An 18,401-nucleotide genomic window follows, 5' to 3' on the forward strand; every position below is an offset into this window, starting at 1 on the left:
TTATAATCTTGTCGAAACCCGATCAACCATCATTGGTTTCCAGGTTGAAAAGTCACCTGCTATTATGTGCTTTCGTGCTTCACCCACAAGCCATAAATAAAATGCTAGGTTATGTATAGAGGCTATTTGTAGTGCCAACAATTCTTTTGAATGGAAAAGATGTCGTAAATAAGCTTTTGAATAGAGGATATCAACATATGAGGCACCATTAGCTTCAATAGGAGAGAAGTCTTTTTCCCATTTCTTATTGCGCATATTAATGATTCCGTCTTTAGTAAACAGCATCCCGTTTCTACCGTTACGCGTTGGCATTACACAATCAAACATATCCACGCCTCGTTCTATTCCTTCCAAGATGTTTACCGGTGTTCCAACACCCATCAAATAACGTGGCTTGTCTTTAGGGAGAATTTCATTAACCAGCTCTACCATCTCATACATTTTTTCTACTGGTTCACCTACTGCAAGTCCTCCAATTGCATTTCCATCACATTCTTTAGAAGCCACGAATTCTGCAGATTGTCTGCGTAGATCAGGATAAACGCATCCCTGAACAATCGGGAACAGAGACTGACTGTAGCCATATTTGGGTTCAGTTGAATTAAAACGCTTAATGCAACGATCCAGCCAGCGATGAGTAAGCCCAAGAGACTTTTTGGCATAAGCATAATCAGAATCCCCCGGAGGACATTCATCAAATGCCATCATGATATCTGCCCCGATAGAACGTTCTATATCCATTACCTTCTCTGGGGTAAAAACATGTTTGCTTCCGTCAATATGAGAACGGAATTCAGCACCTTCTTCTCGTAATTTTCTGATTCCAGATAGAGAAAAGACCTGAAAACCTCCACTATCGGTAAGAATTGGTTTATCGAAACTGTTGAATTTGTGCAGTCCACCCGCCTTTTCGAGTACATCAAGTCCGGGACGTAAATAAAGATGATACGTATTTCCCAGAATTATTTGTGCTTTAATATCTTGCAACAATTCTGTTTGATGCACCGCCTTCACGGAACCAGCTGTTCCTACCGGCATAAAAATCGGAGTCTCTATCTGCCCGTGATCAGTTGTAATTAACCCTGCCCGCGCATTGGTTTTAGAATCCGTATATTGTAATTCAAATTTCATTTATTCTGTGGTTTCATTGAGAAATCAATCGCATCAGTCACTTTCTCGTCAGTTAAAGCCAAGGTAAATACCTCTTTAATATCACTTACATAGTGGAATGTCAGGCCTTTCAGATAAACTTCCTGAATTTCGTCAATGTTCTTTTTGTTTTCCTCACTTAAAATTATCTCCTTAATGCCTGCACGTTTTGCTGCAAGTATCTTTTCTTTGATACCACCAACAGGAAGAACTTTACCTCTTAATGTAATTTCTCCGGTCATAGCCAGATTCTTCTTTACTTTTCTTTGAGTGAGAGCAGAAGCCAGTGATGTAGCCATTGTGATACCAGCTGATGGTCCGTCTTTCGGAATCGCTCCTTCGGGAACATGTATGTGTACATTCCAATTGTCAAAGATTTCTTCATCAATTGCAAGAACCGATGCGTGTGCACGAATATATTCCAGTGCCAGCATAGCCGACTCTTTCATTACATCACCCAGATTTCCTGTCAGGGTAAGCTTGCCAGCTTTACCTTTGCTCAAGCTTGTTTCAACGAATAAAATCTCACCGCCAACGGCAGTCCATGCAAGTCCGGTTACCACACCTGCGTATTCATTGCCTTGATACTTATCTTTAGAATATTCAGGAGCACCCAGAAAATCGTATAAATCAGCAGGTTTAATCTCTTTCTTCAGGAAATAACCATCCGTAGCAAACTGACGTGCTGACTTTCTAAGAATCTTTCCAATTTTCTTTTCAAGTTCACGAACACCGCTTTCACGGGTGTATGATTCAATAATGACCTCAAGAGTCTCTTTTGGAATTTTAATATCTGTTTTTGATATGCCAGTGGCTTCCATCTCTTTAGGGACAAGATGTCTTCGTGCAATTTCAATTTTCTCTTCAGTAATATATCCACTTACCTCAATCAGTTCCATACGATCCAGCAGTGGCTGAGGAATTGTATTCAGATTATTGGCTGTTGCGATAAACATAACTTTGGATAAGTCATAATCCACATCCAGATAGTTATCGTGGAAAGCGTTATTCTGTTCCGGATCAAGCACTTCAAGCAGAGCAGAAGATGGGTCTCCCTGACGATCTGCAGTAACCTTATCAATTTCGTCCAGAATGAAAACAGGATTAGATGACCCGGCTTTGATAAGTCCTTTAACTATCCGGCCTGGCATTGCACCAATATAAGTCTTCCGATGACCACGAATTTCAGCTTCATCATGTATACCTCCTAATGACATGCGGATATATTTTCGTTTCAAAGCGGCAGCAATCGATTTACCTAAAGAGGTTTTACCGACTCCCGGAGGGCCGTAAAGACAAATAATAGGTGATTTTAAATCTCCTTTCAGTTTTAAAACTGCTAAATGTTCAAGAATACGTTCTTTCACCTTCTCAAGACCATAATGATCTTTATTCAAGGTTTTCTCAGCATTCTTTAGATTAAAGTTATCTGTTGTGTATACTTTCCATGGTAAACTAAGCATTGTTTGCAGATAATTCAACTGAACGCTATAATCAGGAGATTGCGGGTGAGTACGTTCAAGTTTGGCTAATTCCTTTGCGAATATCTCGCCAACCTCATCAGGCCACTTCATATTTGCCCCTCTTTGACGAAGTTCTTCCACTTCTTGATCTTGCCCGGCTCCTAACTCATCCTGTATAGTCTTTATCTGTTGCTGTAGGAAATATTCTCTTTGCTGTTGATCGATATCTTCACGAGCTCGCATCTGGATGGATGCTTTAATATCGGCGAGCTGTACTTCTCTGTTTAAGATTTCCAAAAGATGATATGCTCTGTCTTGTAATGAATCAAACAGCAGTAAATTCATCTTTTCGTCCTTCTTTAAGGGCAGATTAGTGCAAATAAAATTAATCAGAAACATCTTATTGCTAATATTTTTAATAGCAAATGCAGAATCCTGATGCAATGTATCGGACGATTTAATATATCTGATTGTTAAATCCTTGCAAGCGTCAACTAAAGCATCAAATTCTTTATTGTCTTTTGCTGGCATCAGATCGTCAATCAACTTAACTTTTCCAAGCAAGTACGGATATGTTTCAGTCAGAGATTCCAATTCAAGCCGTTTCATTCCCTGAAGAATCACGGTTGTCGACTGATCTGGCATTTCCAGAATACGAACTATTTTGGCTATTGTGCCTACTGTGTGAAGGTCTTCAAAATCCGGACTTTCTGTTTCAGCAGCTTTCTGGCATACAACAGCAATATAGGCGTTGTTTTTATATGCGTCATTTACAAGTTTCAGAGAAGATTTTCTTCCTACAGAAATTGGCAATACAACACCAGGAAATAAAACCATATTGCGTAAAGGCAAGACAGGAAGGCTGTCATCCACTTTTATATCAAACATCTGTTCCTCATTACCTTCAAAATCAGCGATGAATGAGAATCCATTATCATTTGAGTCTTCCATTTCTCTTGAGTATTTTTTTCTTATCATTTTACTTGTTATTGTGGGTTGTGTCATAAGACCGTTAAAACCGAGTGCAAAGGTAATCTATTCTTTATTAAAAATAAAGCTCCCATGAAAGAAAAGAACAGTTTAAACGCTAATTAATATTCTAAATAAAGCAAAAACGATTTAAAATATTTATTTTTGCAAGATTTTAAATGTTTCCAATGCCCAATTCATATTTTCAATTTAAACAATTTACTGTATGGCATGATAAATGTGCCATGAAAGTCGGAACCGATGGCGTCTTATTAGGCGCATGGACTGACGTGTCAGATGCAACTTCAGTTTTAGATATTGGAACAGGTACAGGTTTAGTTGCATTAATGATTGCCCAACGTTGCTCGGCCGAGATTATAGCTATTGAGATTGATGAAAATGCAGCTGGACAAGCAGTAGAAAATGTAAAGCGTACTCCGTGGAATAATCGCATAAGTGTTGAAAATAAAGACTTTAAAGATTTTAATTATTCAGAACAATTTGATAGAATAGTGTCCAATCCGCCCTATTTTACAGATTCTCTCTTGTCGCCCAATGAAAAAAGGACAATGGCTCGTCACACAAATGAACTCACATTTACTGAATTGATTGAAGGTGCTGCCAAACTTCTTGCTCCAGATGGTGAATTTTCATTGATTATTCCCAATGATGCACTATTTAAAATAACTGAAATTGCATCCAGAGTCGGATTGTATCCCGTCAGACAAACAAATGTTATTCCAAAGCCAGGAAGTCCTCCCAAACGGGCATTAATATCGTTTTCATTCAATAAAAATAAGAATCTGGAAACTGAAGAACTGGTGGTAGAATTAGCTCGTCATCAGTACAGTCCTGAATATATCTCTCTGACGAAAGAATTCTATTTAAAAATGTAATTTATCTGAATGTTAATCTGGTTATTGCATCTATTTTTTTGTTAATTTTCGAATAATCTCCTGTTTTTTCTCAAGTAACTGTTTGTTCATTAATGCAATATCTTCCAATAAGTTTTCTCCTCTAGGCACCAGTTTGCCAAAGTATTCGGATGCTTTCTGTAGCACATTCAATTCTTTATAATCGTTATTTGGAGTGATAACATGTAGACCTTTTTCAATAATTTCGACGTTTATTTCTTTATCCATTATTATAGGGTCTCCGTCAAAATGAACCACCCCCGAATTCGTTCTATGAATTTTAATCTTTTTACTTTTGAATGTTTTTATACGAGAATTCTGATCAAGAGTTTTATTGAATAGCTGAAATGCAAGTGATGGAACGTCTAAGACAGTAAAAGGCTCTAGTATAGTTACATTCATTAGGCCATCTTCCAGCGAAGCTTGTGGGGCAATGTAAGCATTGTTTCCATATTGTGATGCATTACCGCAAGCGATTAAAAAAGCTTTGTAGTTTGTCTTTTCATCTTCACTTTCTACTTCGTAAGTTTCTGGCTTGTACTTAAGAGTTTCATGAAGTGTTTTTTCAAGATAAGTAAGAATTCCTCTTCTTCCTGCAGCAGCAAATTTCAGACTAACAAATGCATCAAAACCAACCCCGCAAGTACAAAAGAAAGGAATTTCATTAATTTTGCCATAATCAATGGCAGATATTAAACCTTGATTAATAATATCAATAGCCTTTCGGGAATCCATTGGAATGTGTAAATGACGTGCCAAGCCATTTCCCGATCCACATGGAATTATTCCCAGTGCAGTATCAGTATGAATTAAAGAACGTGCTATCTCATTGATAGTCCCATCTCCACCAATAGCAGTTACACAATACACCTTTTCTGAAGCGGCCTGCGCTGCAATTTCAACTGCATGGCCGGCTCTCTCGGTATATTTGATTTCAATGTCATATTTATTTTTATCAATCCTCTCACTCAATTGATTCAATATGATTTTTTTATTCTGGGTACCTGAGATTGGATTTACAATAAACAGAATTTTCTTCTTTTCATTCATACGATCTTAGATAAAATATTCATACGACAAATGTAATACATTTATCTTAATAAGGGCATGCTTTTTGATTGCTTTTAATTCTGAGGTTACTTTTTTTTATATAAACTGAACTTTAAATCACATATTTTGCTATCTTTGCGGTCGACTTTTTTCAGTTTGTAAGATAAAACACGAAATAAATTAATAATAATATTAATGTAGGAGAGACCTACAACGCTTTATTATGGGATTATTACAAGATAAATTAGTGAAATATGATATACCTCAGCAGATAAAAGCTCAAGGTGTATATCCTTATTTCCGTTGTATCGAAAGTGAACAAAACACTGAAGTGGTAATGAGTGGACGAAAAGTTCTAATGTTTGGATCAAATTCTTATTTAGGACTTACCAACCACCCAAAAGTTATTGAAGCAGCCGTAGAAGCTACTCGGAAGTATGGTACAGGATGCGCTGGCTCACGCTTTTTAAACGGGACGCTTGATCTCCATCTCGAATTAGAAAAAGAATTAGCCGAATTTGTAGGTAAAGAAGATGCTATAATCTATTCTACCGGCTTTCAGGTTAATTTAGGTGTTGTTTCCTGTGTTACAGGTCGTGAAGATTACGTTATTTGCGATGAACTGGATCATGCGTCAATTGTTGAAGGTAGACGTTTGTCTTTCTCTCAAACATTAAAGTTTAAGCATAACGATATGGCTTCTTTAGAGAAAGAACTCCAAAAGTGTAAGCCAGATAAAATTAAATTAATCGTTGTGGATGGCGTGTTCAGTATGGAAGGCGATGTTGCAAATCTCCCAGAGATTGTTCGTCTGGCTAAGAAGTACGATGCTAACATAATGGTCGATGAAGCACACGGGCTTGGAGTTCTGGGTGATCACGGTCGTGGTGTTTGCAATCATTTCGGTTTGACTAAAGATGTAGACCTGATTATGGGTACTTTCAGTAAGTCGCTTGCTGCTATCGGTGGTTTTATTGCCGGAGACGAATGCATTATTAATTACCTGAGACACAATTCACGCCCATATATCTTCAGCGCAAGTAATACTCCAGCTGCTACTGCTGCAGCACGTGCTGCGCTTCATATAATGAAGAATGAACCTGAACGTTTAGAGCATTTATGGGATATCACAAATTATTCATTAAAAAGATTCCGCGAGCTAGGTTTTGAAATAGGGCACACCTCTACTCCAATTATTCCTTTGTACGTTCGTGACATGCAAAAGACATTCCTGGTTACGAAAATGTTATTTGATGAAGGTGTTTTTGTTAATCCGGTAATTCCGCCAGCATGTTCACCAGAAGATACTTTGATACGCTTCTCTTTGATGGCAACTCATTCAAAAGAGCAGATTGATATTGCTGTAGAAAAACTGGAAAAATGCTTTAGAAAGCTTGAAATTATTAAATAATTAAGATATACTCAAGATTATTCAAGCGCCATTTTCTTTTAAATAAGAAGATGGCGCTTATTTTTTATATGCGTCGATATTTCTGCTAATCAGGAAGATATGTCCAACCTCAAAATAAATTATAAAAAAGATAGCTTAAATGCTTGCATAATTCATCTAAAGCCTCTATCTTTGCATCGCTTTTGAAAAGGAATACTTACAGAAGTTATCGGGGTGTAGCGCAGTCCGGTTAGCGCACCTGCTTTGGGAGCAGGGGGTCGTGGGTTCGAATCCCGCTACCCCGACAAGAAAAAGCCACAGTTCAGAAATGAATTGTGGCTTTTTTCATTTCAGATAGGCTAAGGTATAAAAGGTCGCTAAAAAAGGATCATATCAAAATTCAGAAAGATTGTCTTCATAAATAAAATTAAAGCCAGCCTTAACAGTAAAAGGCGTATTTTATACCATCAGGAAAGTTCATCCATCTGATATCTTTTTCAATATGTGATTGACATTTCATAATGCCCTGTAGCCTTTATTTGAAATATTTACAAAGCCAGACTTCTTTGACTGGAAAATCTCAAAAAAATATTTTGAATTAACTGCAAGATAATCAGCACTCACCGGGTTAATCGTCTGTTTTTATTGAAAGGAATATGCAGAAACGCTTGCATATATCATTAATAGTACCTATCTTTGCATCGCTTTTGAAAAGGAACACTTACAAAAGTCTTCGGGGTGTAGCGCAGTCCGGTTAGCGCACCTGCTTTGGGAGCAGGGGGTCGTGGGTTCGAATCCCGCTACCCCGACTAAAAATAAAGTCGACAAATTGAAAGGCTGATACTATTAGGTATCGGCCTTTTTTGTTGAATATAACTTCGGCAAAAACAAATTCACGTCAAGAAGAGTTATTCTTATTGAAGACAATCCTAAAACTGGCTGAATTATTAATAACTTTGCCATATATATGGGTACTATCTATCTCGTGTAACTATTAATATTGAGTTTATGTATATAGTAAGAAAGAAAATGGAGATATCGGCTTCACACAGCCTGAAACTATCATATTCCAGTAAATGTGAGAATCTGCATGGACACAACTGGAACATTTACATCTGGTGCAAGTCCGAAGAGTTGAATGAAGATGGCATGGTTATCGATTTCTCTCATATCAAGGAGAAAATCCAGTCGAAACTCGACCATAAGAACCTGAATGATGTACTGCCATTTAATACAACAGCCGAAAATATGGCTAAATGGATTTGCGATCAGATACCTCACTGTTTTAAGGTGATGGTGCAGGAATCTGAAAATAACATTGCGTGGTATGAGAAAAGTGAATGAGATTTTCTACAGCATTCAAGGCGAAGGGTACTTCACCGGAACCCCGGCTGTGTTTATTCGCTTCTCGGGCTGTAATCTGGATTGCGATTTCTGCGATACTGAACATCAGTCGGGCGTGATGATGAGCGACAAAGAGATCATCAACGAAATAATTCAATATCCCGCCAGACATGTAGTCCTTACGGGCGGCGAGCCAAGCTTGCACATCTCGCATGAATTTGTCGACAGGTTAAAGAAAAACGGTTTTTTCGTGCAGATAGAAACGAATGGAACAAGAGAACTTCCTGCAAATATAGACTGGATCACCTGTTCGCCCAAAGCAGGAGGGGAGACAGTTATCCTTAATCCTCACGAATTGAAGGTGGTATTTACCGGGCAGGAGATGTCTCAATACGATTGTTTCAATGCACAAGTGTTCTGCCTTCAGCCATGTTCAGGGAAAAACACAGAAAAAGTAATTGAATACATATTGGCACATCCAAAATGGAGACTGAGTCTTCAGACTCATAAATTGTTAAACGTACGATAGTTTATCTGCATAGATTCCCTTTTTATCGCTAATATAATTATCACGAGAGGTCGATAAATTGAGAATTTTATATAATTTTGCATGCTATATACAAAATATAAAGAATCGAAAACTCAAAGTATAAAAGAATATGTATAGAACGCATACATGTGGAGAGCTTCGGATCTCCGACGTAAAGAAAGTAGTTACACTTTCGGGATGGGTACAGCGTAGCAGAAAGATGGGAGGAATGACATTTGTCGACCTTCGCGATCGTTACGGAATCACTCAGCTTGTTTTTAATGAAGCTGTTAATGCTGAACTTTGTGAGGCTGCAAATAAACTGGGACGCGAATTTGTGTTGCAGGTAAAAGGAGAAGTTAATGAGCGTTCCAATAAGAATGCAAATCTTCCAACCGGAGATATCGAACTGATTGTTACAGAACTGAATGTTCTTAACTCTGCTGCAACTCCTCCATTCACCATTGAAGACAACTCTGACGGTGGGGATGATATCCGAATGAAATATCGCTATCTCGACCTTCGTCGTAATAATGTAAGATCTAACCTGGAGCTTCGTCACAAGATGACAATTGAAGTTCGCAGCTATCTTGATAAACTTGGATTCCTCGAAGTAGAAACACCAATTCTTATTGGCTCTACCCCTGAAGGAGCGCGCGACTTCGTTGTGCCTTCACGCATGAACCCGGGACAATTCTATGCACTGCCTCAGTCACCACAGCTATTCAAACAGCTTTTGATGGTTTCCGGCTTTGATCGTTACTTCCAGATTGCAAAATGTTTCCGTGACGAAGACCTTCGTGCCGACCGTCAGCCCGAATTTACACAGATTGACTGTGAAATGAGTTTCGTAGAGCAGGAAGATGTTATCTCTACATTCGAAGGAATGGCAAAACATCTTTTCAAAACAATCCGCGGTGTTGAGATTACTGAGAAATTTCCTCGCATGCCATGGAGCGAAGCTATGAAGCTGTACGGAAGCGACAAACCGGATATCCGTTTCGGAATGCAGTTTGTTGAGCTGATGGACATCCTGAAAGGTAAAGGTTTTCCTGTGTTTGATAGCGCTGCCTACATCGGCGGTATCTGTGCCGAAGGTGCTGCTTCGTATACACGCAAGCAACTGGATGCCCTGACAGACTTCGTTAAACGGCCGCAGATTGGTGCAAAAGGTATGGTTTATGCTCGTGTGGAAGCTGACGGAAACGTGAAATCAAGCGTAGATAAGTTCTATACACAAGAAACATTGCAGGAACTGAAGGCTGCATTTGGTGCGAAGCCTGGTGACCTGATCCTAATCCTTTCGGGCGATGATGCAATGAAGACACGCAAACAGCTTTGCGAACTTCGTCTGGAAATGGGTAGCCAATTAGGTCTGAGAGATAAAAATACATTCGCTTGCTTATGGGTAGTAGACTTCCCATTGTTTGAGTGGGATGAAGAAACTCAACGTTATATGGCAATGCACCATCCGTTCACCTCTCCTAAACCTGAAGATATTTCTCTTTTGGACACTAATCCGGGAGAAGTTCGTGCTAATGCATACGACATGGTAATCAATGGGGTTGAAGTTGGTGGCGGTTCTATCCGTATTCACGACAGCGCCTTACAGAATAAGATGTTTAAGTTGCTTGGATTTACAGAAGAAAAGGCACAAGAGCAGTTTGGCTTCCTGATGGATGCATTCAAATTCGGTGCTCCTCCTCACGGTGGATTGGCTTACGGGCTCGATCGTTGGGTATCTCTTTTCGCCGGACTGGATTCTATCCGCGACTGTATCGCATTCCCTAAAAATAACTCAGGCCGTGATGTTATGATTGATGCTCCGGGTTACTTGGAACAGTCTCAGCTGGATGAGCTGAACCTGGTTATCGACATCAAGGAATAAGCTGTCCGTTTCATCAGCAATTAAGATAGAAATAGATAAAAAAAAGAATCTCAGCAAACATTTTTGCTGAGATTCTTTTTTTTTATAACCTATTGACGGGACTTCAGTCAATGAATCTTTTCACAATTTCTCCATATTCATCAATTCTACGGTCACGAAGGAAAGGCCACCAGCGACGAACATTTTCCGAACGGGTAAGGCTCACCTCAACAACCATATTCTCCGGCTCCTGATTTCCTGCCTGAGCCAGGAATTCCCCTTGCGGACCAGCCACAAAACTGTTTCCCCAGAATTGAATACCCTTGGTGTTTCCCGATGGATCCGCTTCGTGACCAACACGATTCACGGAAATAACCGGAAGACCGTTGGCTACTGCATGTGCACGTTGTGAGATAATCCAGGCATTCAGCTGCCTGCTCTTCTCATCTTCTGGGTCCGAACTTTCCCAACCTATGGCGGTAGGATAAATAAGCACTTCGGCACCGCGAAGGGCCATCAGGCGAGCAGCTTCGGGATACCATTGATCCCAGCAGACAAGAATACCCAGTTTTCCGAGGGAAGTCTGGATGGGTTGAAAGCCCAGATCGCCCGGAGTGAAGTAAAACTTCTCGTAGTATGCCGGATCATCAGGGATATGCATTTTACGGTATTTACCTGCTATGGAGCCATCGGTATCGAATACCACGGCTGTGTTGTGATATAATCCGGGAGCGCGCTTCTCAAACAGGGAAGTTACGAGCACTATTCTGAGGGCAGCCGCAATCTCTCCGTAAAAACCGGTAGAAGGGCCGGGGATAGGTTCGGCCAGATCAAAATTATTGGTATTCTCCTCTTGACAGAAGTAGAGCGAATTGTGCAACTCCTGAAGCACCACTAATTGCGCACCCTGAGCCACGCATGCCTCAATGTTCGCGGCAAGTTGTTTCAGGTTCTCTTTTAGATTGTCTGTATTGGCTTGCTGTACCAATCCTACCTTTATGGTTCTGTTATCCATCATCACTTTGTTATTTGAATGTTTTTGGCTGAATTATTTAATCACTCCCTCGGGAAATTGCATGGTTACGCAATGCAGTGAACCGTGCTGCTTAATTAAGGCGCGACAGTCGATGCCTATAATCTCTTTTCCAGGGAATGCTTCGGCAAGTACCTCCGCGGCTGCCGCATCATTCTTCTTCTGGTCGTAAGTAGGAAACAGCACTGCACCGTTAATGACCAGGAAGTTTGCATAGGTGGCCGGCAAACGCTCGCCATCTTCCACAATGGAATCTGCCATCGGCAAAGCCAGAAGGCGATAAGGTTCGCCTTTCAGCGTGTGGAATGTGCCAAGTTGTTCTTCCATCTTCTGCAGCTCTTCAAAATGCTCATCTTCCGGATTGGTACACTTCACATAAGCAATGGTGTTGTTCGGGCACAAGCGAGCCAATGTATCCACATGGCTATCGGTGTCATCACCGGCCAGATAGCCATAATCCAACCAAAGAATCTGTTCCACATGTAAGGTCGAGCGCAGATAATCGTTAATATCGGTCTGGTTCATGGGCTGATTTCTGTGAGGAGCCAGCAAGCAGGTGGAAGTTGTCAGCAGAGTTCCACGCCCGTCGCTTTCAATCGAACCACCTTCCAGGACGAAGTCCAGGTGACTCTTGTATTCGCTCTTGAAAAAGCCTCCATCATACACTTTGCGGGTAATCTGATTATCGAGAGATGCCTCAAATTTATCTCCCCAGCCATTAAAGCGGAAGTCGAGTAGAAGGGGAGAGGTTGTGTCGAGCAGGGTGATGGCACCGTGATCACGAGCCCAGGTATCGTTTGTTTCGCATTCAAAGAAGCGCACATTTTCCATGTTTACCCGGTTGGCAATCTGCTTCTTAACCGTTTCCACCTCGGGGGTGACGATCAAGAGCAATTCTCTTTTCGCAATTTCGCGGGCAATTTCTACAAAACATGCCTGCACTTCGTCCAGCATGTATGCCCAGTCAGTTCCGGCATGAGGCCATGTAAGCTGAACGCCGCTCTGTTTGTGCCACTCAGACGGCAAATAAGGACCACGAAGCTCTTCGAGCGAGCCGAAAGGATTTGCCCAATCAACCTGTAGGTCTTTCTCTTCGTCCCCATTTTTGGGGAGACTCATTAACAAGCCCATATATTACTTTCTTTCTCTTGGTTTACGATCAAAAAAAGGATTCTTGCTGGAGCAGCTTATCGGGATGGCAATTACGTTTCTGCATCCGCTTAACCAGTCAAGACTCTGCGCTGCCAGTCCGGCAGAAAACATCACGCGCGAATCAACGCGCAGGTCGGCCGCAGTAGCACACGCCGAGCCTATGGCAATGCCCACATCAATGCTGTTGATGGCACAAGGAGTATCAGCCGGCTTCTCGGCACAGGTCGCAAATCCGCAGTAGGCGCAATTCAGCCCTTGTACTTGTTCTCGCGTCCCGATCAGGACAATCGCTTCGGCAGATAGTATGTTATCTGCATCCCGAAGAAAGAACATAAGCCCATTTTCCCCATTCAATCTGATCATCTCATCAGACAGAATCTTAATCTCCTTACCTGTAACAACAGCCGTTTCAATCACATCTACCCCTTTTCCTTTAGGAGCAGTACGCGCTGCCGTCATCATCTGTTTCGCCACATTGAGCATATGTTCGTGGCGGGAATCTCTTTCATTTAATATCATACCTATCTTTATACATTGAATAAGTCTGCAAATATAATTGTTTGGAATCATTTGTCAAAACATAACTATGTGTTATTAAATTGCCGTACAAAACAATCTATTCTTCTGTACAAAAGAATGAATTGTTCTGTACAGAAGAAAACAATCTTTTGTACAAGATAAATTTGATTTAACGAGTATATTTTTTATCTTTACGATATTAATTATAATAAAAAAAGATATGTCAATAGAATTTAAGGCAACCAAGGTAAATAATAACATGAAGCCCGATGAAGAGCCTCGGTATTATGCAAAAGCAGTGACAAAAGGCACGGTTACGCTGAATAGAATCATTGAGGATATGTGCGCTGAAAGTACACTTTCAAAGGCCGATATTGTTGCTGTTGTGGCTGGACTAGGCAAGCATCTGATTGAAAATCTAAAGGATGGATATACTGTAAAAATCGATTCGTTGGGAACTTTCTCCACGTCGGTAAAAAGCCCAACAGTGGACAGTGAAGACGAGGTTCGTCCCAAAGATGTATCATTCAGTAAGATAAATTATCTACCGGAAGTACATATGCTGGAAAGCTTCAGAGACGTGGCTTTTAAGAAAGTAGTAACCAAAGAAGAAGCCAAAATTTCCAGACCCAGAGGCCGTAAACCCATTCGTCGAAAATAAATACAATGCTGAAAATAGAAAATGCCTGCATTACTTATGGAGAGACCGAAATTTTCAATGGTCTGACACTGGAGATTAAAAAGGGCGAATTAGCTTGTGTCTCAGGAGAGTCGGGGTGTGGAAAAACCTCTCTTTTAAATGCAGTTATGGGGTTTATTCCATTAAGCAGCGGAACCATCACTATAGATGGAATGTTGCTTAACGAAGAGAATATTGATCTGATTAGAAAAAAAATAGCCTGGATACCACAGGAATTAGCTCTTCCTTGCGAATGGGTAAAAGAAATGGTTCATCTTCCGTTTAACCTGAAGGCAAACAAGGGAGTGCATTTCTCAAAGGAAAAACTGTTCGAGGCATTTAAAGAGTTGAATCTGGAAGAAGAACTATACAACAAACGAGTGAGTGAAATATCGGGTGGTCAACGACAGCGGATTATGATTGCTGTGGCTGCTTTACTCGAGAAACCTTTGTTGATCATTGACGAACCGACTTCTGCACTAGATGCCTCCTCGGCTGAAAGAGTGGCTAATTTTATTAATATGCTGGCGATGAAAGGAATGACAATTCTTGCAGTATCTCATGATCGTACTTTCAAACTAGGTTGTGATATCGTAATTTATTTGTAAAGGGTATGGGAACAATTGATATTAGCTACTGGAACCTTGCTATTGGAGTATTGATGATGGGTATTCCGGTGTATTATCTATGGAAGTATAAAACCGGGCTTGTGCAGTCAACATTAGTCGCATTAGGAAGAATGCTGCTGCAGCTTTTTCTAATCGGAGTATACTTAAAATACTTGTTTATACTTAATCATCCAGTCATCAATATTGCCTGGGTATTAATAATGACATGTGTAGCATCTGAGACATCGCTTGTACGTACTCGACTGAAGCGCAGTATTTTATACATCCCTATCTTTGTCGGTTTTCTCATTGCAGCTACCCTTATAGGTAGCTATTTTATAGGCTTTGTGCTTCAGCTGGATAACATATTCAATGCCCAGTATTTTATCCCTATTTTCGGAATATTAATGGGAAATATGCTGTCGGTTAACATCATCGGACTGAATACTTTCTATAGCGGCTTGCAACGTGAGCAACAGCAATATTACTATTTGTTGGGCAACGGAGCATCCCACCATGAGGCTCAGGCGCCTTTCATCCGGCAAGCACTAATCAAAGCCTTCAGCCCGTGCATTGCGAATATGGCTGTTATGGGATTGGTTGCACTGCCAGGAACAATGATTGGTCAGATATTAGGAGGAAGTAGTCCAAATGTGGCAATAAAATATCAGATGATGATTGTTGTTATAACATTTACCGCTTCGATGCTGTCACTCATGATTACCATTTCATTGGCATCTCGCAAATCTTTTGATAAGTATGGTAGGCTAATCAGAGTCTTTAAAGAGAATAAGAAAAATGATTAAAGATATTTTGTCACTTGTTGCAAACATACCTACGCCACAATTCTTTGTTACAGCTGATATAATAAAGCATTCATCAGAAGAGCCTAAAGGTATAGAGCACTTTATTCTGCAAAAACTTGATGACATAAAGAATGGTGCCAAGGCGAGAAAATATGCATTCAGAGAAAGCGGATGGCAGATTAATTTTACATTCTTTCCTACCAATCAGGTTGTGGATAAACGTTACGCCCTGATGAATAAAATGATAAAAGAGAAAAAAAAGATCAGATAAAACTATTGTGATTAAAAAAATTAATATTAATTTTGTGGTACAAGTATGGCGGTTTAGTGTAGTGGCCTAGCACGCAACTCTCTCACGGTTGAGACTCGGGTTCGATTCCCGGATCCGCTACAAATAGAGGAGGAAACTATAATACAGTTTTACCCCTCTTTTTTATTTTCTTATCCCAGGAGATTTCCGATAGCAATACTTTGTAATACGCTTCAACAAAACTGCTTATTCTTATTTGTGTGTTTGACTCTTTAAAACTGATAGTTAATTTTTAATAGTGCCCCAGTTTAAAAATTGAATTCTTCAGTGAGACTATTGAATAGTAAAATCGTATTTGTTTTATACTCACGTTTTAATTTTTGTTATTTAAGAATAAAGATTTGCTTTGTATAATTACGGCAACTGATTCCAAAGATAGTGCAACCAGAATTTTTTAATCAATTATACATTAATACTTAGATAAGAAAATTATTTTGGAGAATAATGAGTCTTTTATTCTTAAATCAAAAAATAACTTCAAAAAATATATTTGAACTGTAAAGATTCAATTTCCCAATAAATTCATCAAAGAAGAAGAATTTTTAGCACAAAATACAGTCTTGTTTTATAAATGAGGAATTAAATCAGCAATATTTATTTTTAGAGTTTATAATGGAATGCGCAATATTTTGAGTTATCTTTTTGATATCCAGGTAATTTGATCTATTTTTACGCATTTCTAATGCCATTTCCTTGCGTTATACAAAATAATTCGGAGGATTGGCAGGAATATTTAATTCTCGAAGCTTAAAATATGATGGTTATTCCTCTGCAGTATCTTCACTAGCACAACGCAAAATAAAAGTTGTTGCTCCGATAGTCACAATCGCACCATCATTCAAAACAATCCGATCTTTATCACCAAGAATTTGATTCATGAGAAAAGTTCCGGTCAGACTTGGAAAATCTCTCAATGTATATACCAAAGCTTCTTTTTTATTTTTCTTAATATTTATCACGCAGTGCTTTCGGTCCATACTCATATCACCTGTTTCAATAGGAGTGGAAATCACATTACCCACACACCTGCGTCCAATCACATTATCGCCTAATGATAAAGGAAGCACCTGTTTGTATCCGAATACATTTTCTATAACAACAATGCTGCCGAACTGGTCTTTGTGAGCTTGCTCATCAATTACTTCATTCTTATCCTTCGGCTTTAGTTTAGTTTTACCTATACGAATGCTGAATTGCTTACCACAATGTTCGCATACGAATACAAGAGATTGGCCTTCAGTATATTTTGTTTCGTCAAATGTAAGATAATTCTCACATTTAGGACATAAAATTCTTTTCATGATGGAATGTAATTAATTGTTAGTGAGCACCCAAGCATCTTTGAAGTTTGAGTTTTTCTTCAATTGAGAAAGTTTAGTATTTGCTTCGGAATCATTTGCAAAAGACATGATGCTTACTCTGATTCTCTTAGTACCTTCAATGTAGCTGGCTCCGGAATATCCTTTTGACTTAAGGTTATTCACTATTTCCTGAGCATCAGCCCGATTCATCACGCTTGCGATAATAATATGATATGAACCTTTAGTTGCTGTTTGTTGAACTGAATTGGTAGTTACAACCTTCTTTTCAGCTACTTTTTTGGGGATAACAACCTCTCTTATCGCTTTAGGTTTTAATTGATCACGTTTATTCTGAGCAGTAGCAGCATCAATCGGAGTGTTCGCATCATCAGAGTTTTCCGAATCAATGTTATTCAAAGTACTCTCTACTTGAGTAAATTTTGTATTTGGGGTAACATCTGACTGGCTATCATTTGTTCTTAATAACTCAGAAGGAATCAATTGGGCATAACTATTGCTTTCTACATAAGTGTTCTCTATTGGAGTAGACATGAAGAAAAACAAAATAATTGCTGCAGCAACCGCTACAGATGTTCTTAATAAAGAGCGACTTACCCTAATCTCAAACACTTCTGAATTTGGTAATCTTGTTTCACTGATTTCGTTATTAGGTTTTACAAGATCATCAAGTTTGTCTATTTCAAAAGAGCTTAATCCGTAAAGATATGGAGTGAGAAGTCCATCTTCGTAAGGTTTAAATTGCAAAGTATTATGAATTGTAAAAAACATATCACCAATGCCATGCATTTCAACTTTACCATCTCTATTCAGAACATAAACCAATTCATTTACAGCCTTTTCTACAAGCTTGGACGCATCCGAAAAGTCTGTGCAGTATGCAGTCATATAGGATTGAACAAGTAATCCATCATTCATTTTTAGTTGAGGATTAAAGCCAATAGTACGGGTAGGAGGAAGGAAAACGCCCTCATCTTCAATCCATTTGGCTGAAGTATAATGAGATACAAATCCCCCAAAACCGGGAATGATTACACAATCGTTCTCTAAGAGTAAAGCTTCTGTATGTTTTAGCAATTCAATCATATTGCAAATGTAACTCTTTTCTTGATTATAGCTTCATTTTAGCCAATTTTATTATCAACAAATTTTCAACACGAGTGCAATAAAGAATAGTTGAAACCGTTTACTAATTATAAAAGTTGGCAAGATGGAGTTACTTTTGTTTTTTTCGAATGAAGATTCGTTTCTTAAAAATTAATCTGATATCTTTGCCGCCATTAAAAAAATAATACTATCA

Annotated in this window: 17 protein-coding genes and 3 tRNA genes; 12 read left to right on the top strand and 8 right to left on the bottom strand. The window is 39.3% G+C overall.

What is annotated here, in order from left to right:
* Together tgt and lon are read right to left on the bottom strand one after the other, a co-directional pair.
* Window positions 1-1,131: a tRNA guanosine(34) transglycosylase Tgt gene (gene tgt, locus ABWU87_RS04235; protein WP_353333574.1), complete on the bottom strand. Its 1,131-nt coding sequence runs from the start codon at window positions 1,129-1,131 to the stop codon at window positions 1-3.
* Window positions 1,128-3,590: an endopeptidase La gene (lon, locus tag ABWU87_RS04240; RefSeq protein WP_353333576.1), complete on the bottom strand. Its 2,463-nt coding sequence runs from the start codon at window positions 3,588-3,590 to the stop codon at window positions 1,128-1,130. Before lon ends, tgt begins: the two co-directional genes overlap by 4 nt.
* 179 nt (window positions 3,591-3,769) lie before the next feature.
* Here lon and ABWU87_RS04245 point away from each other — a divergent pair, with 179 nt between their 5' ends.
* A complete protein-coding gene (locus ABWU87_RS04245) occupies window positions 3,770-4,477 on the top strand; it encodes a tRNA1(Val) (adenine(37)-N6)-methyltransferase (protein WP_353333578.1) in 708 nt (235 codons plus the stop codon).
* Between the two features lie 30 nt (window positions 4,478-4,507).
* Here the strand turns inward: ABWU87_RS04245 and ABWU87_RS04250 are convergent, their stop codons facing one another.
* Window positions 4,508-5,545 carry a diacylglycerol/lipid kinase family protein gene (locus ABWU87_RS04250; RefSeq protein WP_353333580.1) on the bottom strand — a complete coding sequence of 346 codons (1,038 nt, stop codon included), beginning with the start codon at window positions 5,543-5,545 and terminating at the stop codon, window positions 4,508-4,510.
* Between the two features lie 223 nt (window positions 5,546-5,768).
* On the opposite strand from ABWU87_RS04250, the gene spt reads away from it, so the two are divergent.
* The 6 genes from spt (at window position 5,769) to aspS (ending at window position 10,696) form a co-directional block, all read left to right on the top strand.
* A complete protein-coding gene (gene spt, locus ABWU87_RS04255; RefSeq protein WP_353333582.1) occupies window positions 5,769-6,956 on the top strand; it encodes a serine palmitoyltransferase in 1,188 nt (395 codons plus the stop codon).
* Between the two features lie 209 nt (window positions 6,957-7,165).
* Window positions 7,166-7,240: transfer RNA gene (locus ABWU87_RS04260), tRNA-Pro, on the top strand.
* 429 nt (window positions 7,241-7,669) lie between these two features.
* Window positions 7,670-7,744 (top strand) — tRNA-Pro (locus tag ABWU87_RS04265).
* Window positions 7,745-7,943: 199 nt separating this feature from the next.
* Window positions 7,944-8,279, top strand: coding sequence for a 6-carboxytetrahydropterin synthase QueD (gene queD / locus ABWU87_RS04270; RefSeq protein WP_353333584.1), 336 nt, complete (start codon window positions 7,944-7,946; stop codon window positions 8,277-8,279).
* A complete protein-coding gene (locus tag ABWU87_RS04275) occupies window positions 8,263-8,808 on the top strand; it encodes a 7-carboxy-7-deazaguanine synthase QueE (RefSeq protein ID WP_353333586.1) in 546 nt (181 codons plus the stop codon). Before queD ends, ABWU87_RS04275 begins: the two co-directional genes overlap by 17 nt.
* 130 nt (window positions 8,809-8,938) lie before the next feature.
* On the top strand, window positions 8,939-10,696 hold the full coding sequence (gene aspS / locus ABWU87_RS04280; RefSeq protein ID WP_353333588.1) for an aspartate--tRNA ligase: 1,758 nt from the start codon (window positions 8,939-8,941) through the stop codon (window positions 10,694-10,696).
* A 103-nt stretch (window positions 10,697-10,799) separates the two neighbouring features.
* On the opposite strand, the gene ABWU87_RS04285 is transcribed toward aspS, so the two are convergent.
* From ABWU87_RS04285 to ABWU87_RS04295, 3 genes are read right to left on the bottom strand one after another with little or no spacing between them, the layout of a single operon-like run.
* Entirely contained in the window at window positions 10,800-11,693 is an 894-nt protein-coding gene (locus ABWU87_RS04285) for a carbon-nitrogen hydrolase (protein ID WP_353333590.1), read from the bottom strand.
* Window positions 11,694-11,723: 30 nt separating this feature from the next.
* Window positions 11,724-12,839 (bottom strand): agmatine deiminase family protein, encoded by a 1,116-nt coding sequence (locus tag ABWU87_RS04290; protein ID WP_353333592.1) that lies wholly within the window; start codon window positions 12,837-12,839, stop codon window positions 11,724-11,726.
* Between the two features lie 3 nt (window positions 12,840-12,842).
* Window positions 12,843-13,379, bottom strand: a complete 537-nt coding sequence (locus tag ABWU87_RS04295; protein ID WP_353333594.1) for a ferredoxin domain-containing protein — start codon at window positions 13,377-13,379, stop codon at window positions 12,843-12,845.
* 220 nt (window positions 13,380-13,599) lie between these two features.
* Here ABWU87_RS04295 and ABWU87_RS04300 point away from each other — a divergent pair, with 220 nt between their 5' ends.
* The 5 genes from ABWU87_RS04300 (at window position 13,600) to ABWU87_RS04320 (ending at window position 15,863) form a co-directional block, all read left to right on the top strand.
* Window positions 13,600-14,040 carry an HU family DNA-binding protein gene (locus tag ABWU87_RS04300; protein ID WP_353333596.1) on the top strand — a complete coding sequence of 147 codons (441 nt, stop codon included), beginning with the start codon at window positions 13,600-13,602 and terminating at the stop codon, window positions 14,038-14,040.
* Between the two features lie 5 nt (window positions 14,041-14,045).
* Entirely contained in the window at window positions 14,046-14,666 is a 621-nt protein-coding gene (locus ABWU87_RS04305; protein ID WP_353333598.1) for an ABC transporter ATP-binding protein, read from the top strand.
* Window positions 14,667-14,671: 5 nt separating this feature from the next.
* On the top strand, window positions 14,672-15,472 hold the full coding sequence (locus ABWU87_RS04310; protein WP_353333600.1) for an ABC transporter permease: 801 nt from the start codon (window positions 14,672-14,674) through the stop codon (window positions 15,470-15,472).
* Window positions 15,465-15,743, top strand: a complete 279-nt coding sequence (locus ABWU87_RS04315) for a hypothetical protein (protein WP_353333602.1) — start codon at window positions 15,465-15,467, stop codon at window positions 15,741-15,743. Before ABWU87_RS04310 ends, ABWU87_RS04315 begins: the two co-directional genes overlap by 8 nt.
* Window positions 15,744-15,790: 47 nt before the next feature.
* Window positions 15,791-15,863: transfer RNA gene (locus tag ABWU87_RS04320), tRNA-Glu, on the top strand.
* Window positions 15,864-16,543: 680 nt separating this feature from the next.
* Here ABWU87_RS04320 and ABWU87_RS04325 read toward each other — a convergent pair.
* Both ABWU87_RS04325 and ABWU87_RS04330 read right to left on the bottom strand, forming a co-directional pair.
* Entirely contained in the window at window positions 16,544-17,083 is a 540-nt protein-coding gene (locus tag ABWU87_RS04325) for an FHA domain-containing protein (protein ID WP_353333604.1), read from the bottom strand.
* A 12-nt stretch (window positions 17,084-17,095) separates the two neighbouring features.
* A complete protein-coding gene (locus ABWU87_RS04330) occupies window positions 17,096-18,187 on the bottom strand; it encodes an SPOR domain-containing protein (protein ID WP_353333606.1) in 1,092 nt (363 codons plus the stop codon).
* Between the last annotated feature and the right edge of the window lie 214 nt (window positions 18,188-18,401).

Source organism: Bacteroides sedimenti (assembly GCF_040365225.1).
Lineage (GTDB): Bacteria > Bacteroidota > Bacteroidia > Bacteroidales > Bacteroidaceae > Bacteroides > Bacteroides sedimenti.

Excerpts from the sequence above, each read along its gene's own strand:
- tgt (WP_353333574.1), bottom strand. The coding sequence starts at position 1,131 with ATGAAATTTGAATTACAATATACGGATTCTAAAACCAATGCGCGGGCA.
- lon (WP_353333576.1), bottom strand. The coding sequence starts at position 3,590 with ATGATAAGAAAAAAATACTCAAGAGAAATGGAAGACTCAAATGATAAT.
- ABWU87_RS04245 (WP_353333578.1), top strand. The coding sequence starts at position 3,770 with ATGCCCAATTCATATTTTCAATTTAAACAATTTACTGTATGGCATGAT.
- ABWU87_RS04250 (WP_353333580.1), bottom strand. The coding sequence starts at position 5,545 with ATGAATGAAAAGAAGAAAATTCTGTTTATTGTAAATCCAATCTCAGGT.
- spt (WP_353333582.1), top strand. The coding sequence starts at position 5,769 with ATGGGATTATTACAAGATAAATTAGTGAAATATGATATACCTCAGCAG.
- queD (WP_353333584.1), top strand. The coding sequence starts at position 7,944 with ATGTATATAGTAAGAAAGAAAATGGAGATATCGGCTTCACACAGCCTG.
- ABWU87_RS04275 (WP_353333586.1), top strand. The coding sequence starts at position 8,263 with ATGAGAAAAGTGAATGAGATTTTCTACAGCATTCAAGGCGAAGGGTAC.
- aspS (WP_353333588.1), top strand. The coding sequence starts at position 8,939 with ATGTATAGAACGCATACATGTGGAGAGCTTCGGATCTCCGACGTAAAG.
- ABWU87_RS04285 (WP_353333590.1), bottom strand. The coding sequence starts at position 11,693 with ATGATGGATAACAGAACCATAAAGGTAGGATTGGTACAGCAAGCCAAT.
- ABWU87_RS04290 (WP_353333592.1), bottom strand. The coding sequence starts at position 12,839 with ATGGGCTTGTTAATGAGTCTCCCCAAAAATGGGGACGAAGAGAAAGAC.
- ABWU87_RS04295 (WP_353333594.1), bottom strand. The coding sequence starts at position 13,379 with ATGATATTAAATGAAAGAGATTCCCGCCACGAACATATGCTCAATGTG.
- ABWU87_RS04300 (WP_353333596.1), top strand. The coding sequence starts at position 13,600 with ATGTCAATAGAATTTAAGGCAACCAAGGTAAATAATAACATGAAGCCC.
- ABWU87_RS04305 (WP_353333598.1), top strand. The coding sequence starts at position 14,046 with ATGCTGAAAATAGAAAATGCCTGCATTACTTATGGAGAGACCGAAATT.
- ABWU87_RS04310 (WP_353333600.1), top strand. The coding sequence starts at position 14,672 with ATGGGAACAATTGATATTAGCTACTGGAACCTTGCTATTGGAGTATTG.
- ABWU87_RS04315 (WP_353333602.1), top strand. The coding sequence starts at position 15,465 with ATGATTAAAGATATTTTGTCACTTGTTGCAAACATACCTACGCCACAA.
- ABWU87_RS04325 (WP_353333604.1), bottom strand. The coding sequence starts at position 17,083 with ATGAAAAGAATTTTATGTCCTAAATGTGAGAATTATCTTACATTTGAC.
- ABWU87_RS04330 (WP_353333606.1), bottom strand. The coding sequence starts at position 18,187 with ATGATTGAATTGCTAAAACATACAGAAGCTTTACTCTTAGAGAACGAT.